Annotated in this window: 9 protein-coding genes; 6 read left to right on the plus strand and 3 right to left on the minus strand. The window is 64.7% G+C overall.

What is annotated here, in order from left to right; all coding sequences use genetic code 11:
• Nucleotides 1-78 precede the first annotated feature (78 nt).
• From KO539_RS05540 to KO539_RS05555, 4 genes are all read left to right on the plus strand, one after another.
• Complete coding sequence (locus tag KO539_RS05540; RefSeq protein ID WP_219307730.1) at nt 79-930, plus strand: phasin family protein; 852 nt, start codon at nt 79-81, stop codon at nt 928-930.
• 290 nt (nt 931-1,220) lie between these two features.
• The gene (locus tag KO539_RS05545) at nt 1,221-2,972 is read left to right on the plus strand and encodes an ABC transporter ATP-binding protein (RefSeq protein WP_219307732.1); all 1,752 of its coding nucleotides are present in this window, start codon (nt 1,221-1,223) and stop codon (nt 2,970-2,972) included.
• Entirely contained in the window at nt 2,962-4,767 is a 1,806-nt protein-coding gene (locus KO539_RS05550; RefSeq protein WP_219307733.1) for an ABC transporter ATP-binding protein, read from the plus strand. The genes KO539_RS05545 and KO539_RS05550 overlap by 11 nt, the downstream gene beginning before the upstream one ends.
• A 183-nt stretch (nt 4,768-4,950) precedes the next feature.
• Nucleotides 4,951-6,993, plus strand: a complete 2,043-nt coding sequence (locus KO539_RS05555) for a tetratricopeptide repeat-containing diguanylate cyclase (protein ID WP_257626114.1) — start codon at nt 4,951-4,953, stop codon at nt 6,991-6,993.
• Between the two features lie 45 nt (nt 6,994-7,038).
• Here the strand turns inward: KO539_RS05555 and KO539_RS05560 are convergent, their stop codons facing one another.
• Nucleotides 7,039-7,368, minus strand: a complete 330-nt coding sequence (locus tag KO539_RS05560; protein ID WP_219307735.1) for a hypothetical protein — start codon at nt 7,366-7,368, stop codon at nt 7,039-7,041.
• A gap of 188 nt (nt 7,369-7,556) precedes the next feature.
• Entirely contained in the window at nt 7,557-8,474 is a 918-nt protein-coding gene (locus KO539_RS05565; RefSeq protein WP_219307737.1) for a hypothetical protein, read from the minus strand.
• A 168-nt stretch (nt 8,475-8,642) separates the two neighbouring features.
• Between KO539_RS05565 and KO539_RS05570 the strand changes: the two genes are divergently transcribed.
• A complete protein-coding gene (locus KO539_RS05570; RefSeq protein WP_219307739.1) occupies nt 8,643-9,527 on the plus strand; it encodes a hypothetical protein in 885 nt (294 codons plus the stop codon).
• Nucleotides 9,524-11,026 carry a hypothetical protein gene (locus KO539_RS05575; RefSeq protein ID WP_219307741.1) on the plus strand — a complete coding sequence of 501 codons (1,503 nt, stop codon included), beginning with the start codon at nt 9,524-9,526 and terminating at the stop codon, nt 11,024-11,026. The genes KO539_RS05570 and KO539_RS05575 overlap by 4 nt, the downstream gene beginning before the upstream one ends.
• 224 nt (nt 11,027-11,250) lie before the next feature.
• Here the strand turns inward: KO539_RS05575 and KO539_RS05580 are convergent, their stop codons facing one another.
• Nucleotides 11,251-11,670 (minus strand): hypothetical protein, encoded by a 420-nt coding sequence (locus KO539_RS05580; protein WP_219308632.1) that lies wholly within the window; start codon nt 11,668-11,670, stop codon nt 11,251-11,253.
• Nucleotides 11,671-11,780: the final 110 nt, after the last annotated feature.

Genomic DNA, 11,780 nt, shown 5'->3' on the forward strand with positions numbered 1-11,780 from the left:
ACAAAACGCGGCCAACTCTGGTTTTCGGGATTTTGCAGAGCGTTTTGCCAGCATTTTAATCCGTACAAAGGAGTAAATATGTTTCCGCTTCCTGAACAATTTTCCAGCGCCGCCAAGTCGCAACTGGAAAGCCAGCTGCAAATCTTCAGCACCCTGACCAGCAAAGTCTTTGAAAGCGCCGAGAAAATCATCGCGCTGAACCTGAACGCCGGCAAGGCCGCCATCTCGCAGACGGCGGAAACGGCGCAGCACCTGCTCGAAACGCAGGACCCGCGCGACTTCTTCAGCTACAGCAGCAGCCAGGCGAAGCCGAACATCGAGAGCGTGCTGGCCTACAGCCGCCAGCTGTTCGGCATCGCCTCGAGCACCCAGGCTGAATTGCTGGCTTCGGCCAAGGACCGCCTTGATGCGGCCGCCCCTGTTGCCACACCCGCCCCAGCTCCTGTCGCTGCCGCACCGGCACCTGCCGCTCCCCTTGCTGCGCCAGCACCAGCAGCGGCGCCAGTGCCCGCTGCCGCCAAGCCTGCCGAAGTGGCCAAGCCTGCCGCCAAGGCGGCGCCCGCGCCTGCCCCTGTTGCCGCACCGGCACCCAAGCCAGCGGCAGCGCCTGCCAAGGTTGCCGAGAAGGTTGCCGACAAGCCAGCAGTGAAAGCCGTGGAAGCCAAACCGGCGGCCAAGCCCGCACCCGCGCCAGCGAAAGCCGCCGCGCCAGCACCGGCCAAGCCAGCAGCGAAACCATTTCCTGCCAGCAAACCGGTCGCCAAGCCGGCCAGCGCCGCTGGCAAGACCGTAGCCAAGGCCGCCGTCAAGCACGCGCCAGCGCCAGCCGCCAAGCCGGCAGCCAAGGTTGCGCCCAAGGTTGCGCCCAAGGGCACGCCATCGAAACAGCTCGACATGCTGGGCGGCGGCAAAGGCGGCGGCCGCAAGTAAGAACACCTATCAAAACCTACTGCGCGTCGTAATTTGCGGCCTGCGATGCTCACTGTACCTTCGTACAGTTGCGCTTCTCGACCACAACTTACTTCCGCTCGCTACGGTTTTGTTCGGCGTTGTCAGCCTCGCGCACGCCACTGACGCAGCAAAACAACGGGCTACGGCCCGTTTTTTGCGTGCCCGTCCACAGCGCGCTTTTCCGCCTTGTTGTATCCTACGCGTACTTTCCGTCCGCGTGCCCGTCCTTCCGCCCCGCGACACCCCATTACTAAAAACAAAAGGTAACCATGAGTTTATCGAGGCTCATCGCCGGCTTCGTGCGTCAGCATTGGCCGGCGTATGCCGCCGCTGCCGTCATGCTGACAGGCGTGGCAACACTGACCGTCTGGATCCCGCGCCGCGTGGGCGCCATCATCGACGCACTGGCCGCGCACCGCATGACGGCGGCCGAACTGTGGCTTGAGCTGCTGACCCTGCTCGCCGTCGGCGTCGTCATCTACTTCCTGCGCGTGGGCTGGCGCATCACCCTGTTCAAGGCCGCCTACCAGCTGGGCGTGATGCTGCGCACGCGCTTCTACACACGCATGTCGCAGCAGGGCGCGTCGTTTTACCAGAACCAGCGCACGGGCGACCTGATGGCGCTGGCGACGAACGACATCGACGCCATCGAAATGGCCGCCGGCGAAGCCATGCTGGCCGGCTTCGACGGCACACTGACCCTGCTGATGGTGCTGGGCATCATGCTGCTGGGCGTGGACTGGCGCCTGGCCTGCATCGCCCTCCTGCCCTTCCCGTTGATGGGACTGGCCTTCTGGCGCATCTCGAGCCATATCCACACGGCGTCGACGGATTCCTTAAAGCGCTTTTCGGCGCTGAACGACCATGTGCAAGAGTCCTTGTCGGGCGTGCGCACCTTGCGCGCGCTGGGCCTGGAAGAGCGCAGCAGCAAGCAGTTCTCCACCCTGGCCGGCCACGCGGCCAACGCCAGCCTGACGGCGCAGCGCTGGGAAGCGGCGTATGAACCGGCCGTCGGCCTGACCCTGACGGCCGCCACGGCGCTGACCCTGGGCCTGGGCGGCTACCTCGTGTGGCAAGACCAGCTGACCATCGGCGCGCTGACGAGCTTTTCCATGTACCTGGGCCAGCTGATCTGGCCCATGTTCGCCGCCGGCTGGGTACTCTCCTTGATCGAACGGGGCCGCGCCGCCTGGCAGCGCTTGCAACCCATGTTAGACGCGCCGCTGGCCATCGACGACCATGGCACGATCGATACGCTGACGCCCGGCCCCCTGCAATTGCAGGACGTCGGCTTCGCCTACGCGGGCCAGACGGCGCCCGCGCTGTCCGGCATCTCGCTGCGTTTGCAACCGGGCCAGACCCTGGGTCTGGTCGGTCCGACGGGCAGCGGCAAGTCGACCCTGCTGCGCGTGCTGCTGCGCCAGGTCACGCCACAATCAGGTCAAGCCACGTGGAATGGCGAGGCGCTCGATGCTTATACCTTGCATGCGCTGCGCGCGGCCATCAGCTGGGTGCCGCAGGAGTCGTTCCTGTTCTCCGCCACCATCGCCGACAATATCGCCCTGGCCCGTCCCGGCGCCACGCGCGAGGAAGTGGAACGGGCGGCGCAGCTGGCCGACATCCACGACGATATCCTGCAATTCCCGGACGGTTATCAGACGCACGTGGGCGAAAAGGGCATCACCTTGTCCGGCGGGCAGCGCCAGCGCGTGGCGATTGCCCGGGCCCTGCTGGCCGACAACGGCTTGCTGCTGCTCGACGACGCGCTGTCCGCCGTCGACACGGGCACGGAAACACGCATCCTGCAGCACCTGGAAGAACTGCGCGCGCGCCGCCCAGAGCGCAGCGCCATCATCGCCAGCCACCGCCTGAGCGCCGTCGTCAACGCGGACCTGATTTTGGTGCTGCGCGACGGCCACGTCACGGAAACGGGCAACCACGACGCGCTGATGCAGCGCGACGGCTGGTATGCCAGCCAGTGGCGCTATCAACAACTGGAAGCCAGCCTCGATGCCATCTAAGACCGACCAAGCCAACGCCACGCAATCCGTGCGCCGCCAGGCCGCGCAAGCCATCGGCCTGCTGCGCCGCGCCGCCGCGCCCGACCTGCGCCATTTATACTGGGCCACGTTCTGGCTGATCCTCGCCGCCGCCCTGGAAGTGACGGGCCCGATCCTGGGCAAGGCCCTGATCGACCAGCATCTGCTGCCGCGCAACCTGGACTGGACGCGCATGTCATTGCTGCTGGGCGGCTGCCTGCTGACGGGCTGGGTCGCTTCCGGCCTGCGCTATTTGCAGCTGGTGCGCCTGTCCGGCCTGGCCATGCGTTCGGTGCAGCGCCTGCGCGAAACCGTCTACCAGCACGTGCTGCGCCTGCCGATGAGTTTTTTCGACCGCGCCATCACGGGCCAGCTGGTCAGCCGCGTCACCAACGACACGGAAGCCGTGAAATCGCTGTACGTGCAGGTGCTGTTCGTCATCCTCGACAGCTCCATCGTCCTGGTCGGCACCATGGCCGCCATGGCTTTTCTCGACTGGCGCTTGATGCTGATTGTGCTGGCCCTGCTGCCGGCCGTGCTGGTCATCGTCTTCCTGTACCAGCGCTGGAGCGCGCCGGCCGTCACGCGCGCGCGCGCCCTGCGCAGCGAGATCAATGGCCAGATCGCCGAATCGATCGGCGGCATGAGCGTGCTGCAGGCGAATAACGCGGAAAAACGCTTCGGCGCGCGCTTCACGGGCATCAACCAGGACCACTACACGGCGCGCATGCAGGAATTGCGCGCCAACGCCTGGCTGCTGCGCCCCGCGCTCGACATGCTCAATATCGTGCTGCTGGCCGTCGTCATCTTCAGCTTCGGCCGGCGCGAGATGGGCGCCGTGGAAGTGGGCGTGCTGTATGCGTTCATCAGCTACATCGCGCGCGTGATTGAACCGCTGATCCAGATCACCATGCAGTTCAGCCAGTTGCAGCAATCGGTGGTGGCGACGGCGCGCGTCTCGGCCCTGCTGGACGAAGCGCAGGCGCTCGAACATGCACAGGGCAGGGAAACACCGGCCCTGCGGCAGACGAAAGCGGACAGCGACCTGCCCGCCGTGGACATCCAGAACCTGACGTTCGCCTACGTGGAAAACCAGCCCGTGCTGCACGAGCTGTCGCTGTCGATACCGCAAGGAGCCTTCTTCGGCATCGTCGGCCACACGGGCAGCGGCAAGTCGACCTTGCTCTCCTTGCTGCTGCGCTTTTATCCCGTCACGCAGGGCAGCATCGCCATCAATGGCGTGGCCCTCGACAGCATCGACAATGAGCACTTCCGCGCCGACGTGGGCCTGGTGCCGCAAGACCCCTTCCTGCTGGCCGCCTCGGCGCGCGAAAACATCGACATGGGCCGCGGCTACACGCAGGCGCAGATCGAGACGGCCGCGCGCGCCGCGCATGCGCACGACTTCATCGCCGCGCTGGAACACGGTTACGACACGCCACTGGGCGAAGGCGGCTCGCGCCTGTCGTCGGGACAGAAGCAGCTGATCGCCATTGCCCGCGCGCTGGCCGGCCAGCCGCGCATTTTGCTGCTGGACGAAGCGACGTCGCGCATCGATAGCCAGACGGAGCAGATCGTGCAGCTGGCTCTCAATGAACTGCGCGGCAAGGTGACCATCATCGCCATCGCCCACCGCCTGTCGACCATCCGCGAAGCCGACCGGATCATCGTGCTGAACCATGGCCGCATCACGGAAGCGGGGCCGCACGATGCCCTGATGCAGATTGAAGGCGGCCTGTACCAGCGCCTGTACCTGCTGCAGCAACTGGCGCAGTAAGAGGGCCTTGTCAATGCCTGCCGTGTGCACTTTCGCAAATTTCTGCGCACCGCATGATATTTCTTGATTGCAACAGAATATAATCTGTTACAGACAGGTGGTCATTGCGGGAGCGGGACGTTGGCAGGCAGACAGAGACGGGCATCATGGCGAAAGGCGCATTGGCTGCTGGTACTGGCCTGCATGCTGCCGCCCGCCGCCCATGCCCAGGTCAGCAAGCTGGAGCAGCATATTGCCGCCGTGCGCGAGGATGGCCGCTTCGTGCCCGCGCGCGCCCTGCAGCGCCTGCAGGAGGTGGAAACGCAGGCGCGCAGCGCGCCCCTGCCCGTGCGCGCGGAATTCCTGACACAGTTAAGTACCGTCCGCATGCGCCTGGGGCAGAACGATATCGCCATGCAGCTGGCCGAGGAGCTGATCGCCTACGCCCGCCTGAACAAGAGCGACGTGGCGCTGGCGAAAGGCATGCTCTGCAAAGCTTATGTCACGTTCGCCATGAACGAGCGCCGCGCCTCGCACTTGCTGGCCTTCGAGGCGGAACGCATCGCCAACCGCACGGACGACTTGCCCGTGCGCGTGCAGGCCACCATCAGCGCGGGCCAGTCGTGGGCCGAGGAAGGCAATTTCCCGTTTGCGCTGGCCAAGCTGCAGGCGGCCGTCGACCTGGCGCGCCAGAGCAATTCCCCTTCCAGCCTGGCCGCCGCCCTGAATGCCCTCACCCTGCTGTACACGCAGATGCGCGAATACGACAAGGGCTTCGAGGTGCTCGACGAATTGCTGGCCGTGTCAGGCACGCTGGCATCGCCAGGCCGCATGGCGCAGGCAAAGAATACGGAATACGGGCTGGCGCTCGACGCGCAGCAGCCGCAGCGGGGCCAGCGCGCCTTGCTGGCGGCCCTGGCGCTGGAACGCCAGCTGGGCGCGCGCGGCATGGTGGCCGTGACCCTCGTCAATCTGTCGGACAGCTACCTGAAGGAAGGCGATTACGCACGCGCCCTGCGCTATGCGAATGAAGCCATCACGGCGGCGCGCCTGGTCAACAATGAACAGGTGGAGGCGACGGCGCGCCTGAACATCGGCCAAGCGCTGATCGGCCAGGGACGCTTGCAGGAAGGCAAGCAAAGCGTGGCCACGGGCCTGGCCTACTACGAACGCACGGCCAACCAGCCGGACATGCAGGCCGTGCTGCTGGAATACGGCATGGCGCTGGAAAAGGCGGGCGACCTGCGCGGCGCCGTGACGGCCTACCACCGCGAACGGGGCATCTCTAACCAGCTGTTCGAAAAGCAGCGGCAAAAGGCCGTGTATGAGCTGCAAGAAAAGTATGAGGCGGAAAAGAAGCAGCGCCAGATCGAGCTGCTGAGCCGCGAGAATCAGCTGAAGAGCACGGAAATCGACAACCGCCGCCTGCAGCAGCGCGTGTGGTGGCTGCTCGCGCTGGTACTGGCCATGGCGTCCGTCATCGTCGGCTTGCTGTACCGCAAGGTGCGCCACGCGAACGTGCAGCTGAAGGTGAAAAACCAGGAACTCAAGCGCCAGAGTTCGCGCGACCCGCTGACGTCCCTGTACAACCGCCGCCATTTCCAGGAATTCATGCGCAGCCATGCGGGCAAGCCGCAACCATCCTATGGCGGTGCCGATGTCGTCGGTGCGCTGTTCCTGCTCGACGTCGACCATTTCAAACATATCAACGACCGTTACGGCCATGCGGCGGGCGACCTCGTGCTGACGACGATCGCCGAAACCTTGCACGAGGTGTTGCGCGAAACGGACATGATCGTGCGCTGGGGCGGCGAGGAGTTCCTCGCCTTCCTGCCGGCCGTCGCGCGCGACGGACTCGACGATATCGCGCGGCGCATCCTCAACGGCATGGCGGCGCAAAGCATCCACTACCAGGGACAGGCCATCCAGGTGCACGTATCCGTCGGCTTTGCGCCCTATCCGCTGGCGCCGCTGGGACGGCCGCTCACGTGGGAGCGCAGCGTCAACCTGATCGACATGGCGCTGTACCTGGCCAAGGCGCACGGACGCAACCGGGCGTATGGCTTGCGCGGTTTTCAACACGTGGAAAGAACGACCCTGGAAGCGGTGGAGCAAGACCTGGAACGCGCGTGGCGCGACGGCTTTGTCGATTTGAGCGTGGTGCTGGGGGGAACGGACGGGATGGAAAAGACGGTGACGCAAGCAAACCAGGCCAGCGATGGCGTCGCCGCAGCTGCCATCAGCTGACGGCAGCTGCGGAGACCGGGCCGGCGCTGGCCGGCCCTGGCGAGATTACTTGTGCGCGGATTCCTGCATCTTTTCGCCGGCTTTTTCCACTTTCTTGCCGACGGCATCGGCCGCTTCGCTCATTTTCTTGTCGGCGTCAGCGGCGACCTGGTCCATCTTGGCGCCCGTATCGGCAGCGGCCTGGCTCACGGCAGTGTCGGCTTTGGTAGCGGCGGCCTTGATGTCGGCTTCAGCCTTGGCGGCGGCCGCATCGATTTTCTGGCCAGCTTGTTCAGCAGGACCGGCAGCGACATCATCCTTCTTCTGGCAGGCAGCCAGTGCCACAACCATCATCCCGGCGGCGCACACGGTCATCCAATTTTTGCTTACTTTCATGATATTCCCTTTCATTGTTATCAAAAGACACAGATCAGTTTGCAATATACACCGGCCTAAAATTTTCTAGCGTTCGCTAACGCACATAAAAACACGCTTTTGTGGCGTAGTTGTAAGCAATGGTATCTTGATATTTTTCACGGCGCCTTTCCCCCGCCACACGGGCATGACAGGGACACTGCTTTGCGCTACTGACCCGGCGCAGTGTCCAGCAGCGAACGCTCGAGCAATTGCGACAGCGCCGTACGCAGCGTCTGCGTGCGCGCCGCCAGTTCCGGCCGCTTGTAGCGCTCGGCGGCGATCAGGCTGTTTTCCAGGCAGACCCGGTCGCTCCTGGCCAGGCAGGCGTCGGCCAGGTCGAGCTGGGCGCTGGCTTGCGCCACCTTCACCTTGGCGTCGAGTTCCAGGGTGTCGGGATCGTCGCCCCAGCGTTTTACATAGACGGCCAGGCGCGTGGCGGCCACGTCCGGCTTGCCTGCGTCCAGCGCCTGGTTGACGCTGCCCTGCAGCACCAGCCACGCCTGCGCCCGCTGCTGTTGCTTGTCGCAAGCCGCGGCGGACTTGGTGATGCTCGCCTGCAAGCGCTTGATCTGCGCGGCGGGCGCCTTGGCGCTTTTCAGCACGGCCAACGCGCTGCGCGCCCCGTCCAGGTCGCACTGCGCCGCCAGCGCAGTGGCGGCCTCGACCTGTTCCGCCACGCTGGCCGGCTTGTCGGCCGGCTTGTTGAAGAACCAGATACCCGTCAGCACCACTGCCGCCGCGATCCACGTGCGCAAGCGTACGGGCGGGCGCGGCGGCGGCACCGAACCCCTGGCGGCAGGCTTGGCCGGCGGCGCCTTGGCTGGCGCGGCAGGCGCTGGCGGTGGCGGTGGCGGTGGCGGGGCAGGCTGGGGAGCGGCGACTGTCGGCACAGGTTGCGGCGCAGGAGCAGGCTGAGCCACAGGCACCGGCGTCGGCATGCGCGGCTGCGGCGGCGCCACGGTTTTCTCCAGAACAGGCGCTTGCGCCACCTGGCGCGCGCCGCAAAACGGGCAATGCGCCACGCGCAGCGGCAAGGTCCGGCCGCAAGCGGTGTTGATGCAAACGTCATTCACTGTTTCAAGCACATTCCAACCTTTTCCTGGAGTCATTCCACTGCGTTCTGCCGCAATATTACCTTACGCAAGCACGGCAACGGCGCACCGGCGCCTTGTTCCATCGCCTTGATACCGATCAAAAAGCATCCGCCGCCGCGGCCTAAGCTGGAAGCACCGGTCAAGGACAAGGAGAACGCCATGTCAGCCCACCTGATCATCGAAGACGGCCAACCCTGGTGGGACAGCGCCGATATCTGGGTCGTGCCAGGCAATGATCCGAATGGTCCGCCCGGCGCGCCCATTGCCGGCACCAGCAATTACCTATGGGGCCGCGTACACAACACGGGCGACAGCGCCTCGAACGGCGTGCGCGTGGATTTTTACTGGGCCGACCCTTCCGGCCAGATCGCCGTCGGCGCCGCCACGCAGGTCGGCTCCGCGTTTGCCGACTTGCCACCGGGCGCCACGCAGGAAGTGCTGTGCCTGGTGCCCTGGGTCCCCGTCATCGTCAATGGCGGCCACGAATGCCTGCTGGCCGTGGCCCACGGCCCGGGCGACATCAATCCGCTGCCCGATCCCCTGCCCAACGGTTTTCCCTTTCAGCCCAAACAGCACGAGCAGATCGCCCAGCGCAACGTCACCGTGGTGCTGGCAGCGCGGCGCGCGCAATTGCTGACCATCGCGGTGGCGGCCCTGCCCCGCGCAACGAAAAAAGTGGAACTGCACATTGAGCAGGGCGGCGAGCTGCCCGAGCGCCTGCTGGCCACCCTGGGGCTGGAGCGATGGCAACCCGCCAAGGAGGCGCGCCTGGTAGCGGGCCTGGCGCGCACGCCCCATTGCAATGGCGATGCGCCCGGCGAGCAAACGCTGGCGCTGGAAGTGCCGCGCGGCCAGGCGCAAGCCGTGTACCTGAGCCTGCGCGCCGAAGCCTTGCCGCCACGCCAGTATGCGCTGCTGCGCGTGCTGGAGAACCAGGATGGCAAGCTCATGGGCGGCGTCACGTATGTCGTCACCGACCTGGAGAAAGAACAAGCGCAAGAGCAGACGCAAGAGCAGCACAGCCCCGAGGAGCAAGCATCATGAGCGATACCCCCCTGCAGGTGCTGACGCGGCCGTTCGCGATCGAACCCGTCACCAATATCATGCTGCCCGATGGCATCTTCGACAATGCCATCTATGGCTTGCGCATCGCCGCCCACGTCACCAATATGTCCGGCAGCACCCTGACGAATGTCACCGTGTACCTGGAAAGCGTGGGCGACCCCGGCATCGTGCCCGTGGCGCGCACCTTCTTTTTTGCCAGCATTCCCGCCGGCGCGGCCATGCTGGTGATGTGGGATGCCGACTTCCAGCATGCGGCGCCCGGCAAGCGCCTGGTCAGCTTTGTCGCCAAGGCGGACGGCTACACGCCGCACCGCTCGATCCAGCAGATTTTTGTGTCGCAAACGCGCTTCGACAGCGACACCAATACCTACACGTGCACGGTCGAAGAAGGCACCCTGGAACTATCCAAGCCGCAAGGCCACCTGCCGGGCAAGCGCTGGGGCAGCACGGGTAATGATGGAAAAGAGTGCCGCTGTCCGCCCGGCCTGGGACCGATCGTGCCGACCGGCATGACCCTCGTCTGGACGCCGAATCCCGCCTACGCAGGCACGCATGGCGAGCTGCCGTTTTCCGACCCGTGGTGGAAGGTTCTCGCCATCATCATCGCCATCATCGCCGCGCTGGTGGCCATCATTTCTGCCGCGCTCGGTTCAGGCAAGGCCAGCTTCAGCGTGGGCGGCAGTTTCGAGGAAACCGATCCCAGCGTCGATTGCTGCTCGCTCGAAGGTGCCGGCTCGGGCCAGCCCGAATTCACGGTGGCGGGCGTGGCCTCGGCCATCGCCTCGGGCGCCATCGCCGTCGCCTGCTCCGATATCGCGGACCCGTTCTGGCGTGGCCAGGAAGCAACACCACCGGCCGCCGGCGAACTGACCCTGGCCGAGCGCGTGGTGGCGAAATGGGTGCTGCCCGAAGCGCCGAACGCGGGCCTGCCCTACACGGCCGACATCAGCTGGGAATATCAACGCTTCACCACGGGCGCCACCTACCAGCATGCCGTCACCGAAACGCAAGTCAACATCCACGTGGCAGGGCCCGTGGAAACGGATACGCCCGCCGTCGTGCAGGCGTATGAACCGCTGTGGATACGCGCCAGCTTCAAGCGCGACAATGGCAATGTCTTCCGCGGTACGGAACTGTACGCCTTCGTGCTGTTTCAGGCGCCGCAAGGACTGTATTTCGTGGAATCGCTGACCGACGACGGCCTGGGCTTCGACCCGGGCGCCAACGATGGCGTGTACGCAGGCAGCCTGGACTTGAAACGGGCTTACCGCACCCTGCTGCAATACGACCAGAAGGTCTACGGCACCTGGAGAGTCTTCGTTTTCGCCCAGGACGTCAACCTGACCAAGCCCGGCACGCCGCCGGAAATCGCCGCCCAGCACATCGGCGGCATGTTCGTCGCCAGCGCCATCGAAATCACCTTCGACGATACATTACCCTGCCCGCTCAAGGCGCAGGCGAATATCATCGTGGTGTAGTGATAAGCAAGGTCAGGCGTAGGTCGCGTAGGTCGGATTAGCGCGGCGAAGCCGCGCGTAATCCGACAACATTGTTGGCTCCCGTCTGCCGACAACATTGTTGGCTCTCGTACGCACACCACGAGCGACTGAGAAAATGCTCAGGGCTAGGCGCCGCCCCGAAGACAGTACTTCAGTACGGCGAGAGGCAGGCAACAACGCCATGGGCGTTTTATCAACCGCTCCTACACCTTGACGCTTTCAGCCTTGGCGATGACCGTGCGCGGAATGATATCCGTTACCGGACAAGTATCCATCGCCTCCGAATACGCAAGCCAGCGCTGCAGGCTCTCCATGCGGCGGATGGTGATGCCCTTGCCATTGATATAGCCGATCTGCTCGAAATTGGCGGGGCTGGTGGTCAGTTTCGATACGGTGGGCGCATTGTCGACCAGGCGGTCGTAGGCCTTGCGCGCCTTGTGCTCCCACTTGGCCAGCACGGGATCGTCAAAGCGATTGCTTTCAAAATACACGGTGATGGTACGGTCGTGGTTGGCAAAGCCGACGATGGCCGCACCCTTGCGTATGGTCAACAGGACATCTTCCTTGACGCCCGTGACGGGAACGAAGACGGCGGCGCGCCCATCCGTATCCGGCCGCTCCATGGGAATATCTTGTCCGATTATGCTCATCACATCACACTCTTAATCATTGCCTGCTGGCTTGTTGTCCCTGCATCACTGAAAGCGGACTCCCTGCGCATGCGTGCGTTTAC

The organism is Janthinobacterium sp. NKUCC06_STL (assembly GCF_019345455.1).
GTDB lineage: Bacteria > Pseudomonadota > Gammaproteobacteria > Burkholderiales > Burkholderiaceae_D > Janthinobacterium > Janthinobacterium rivuli.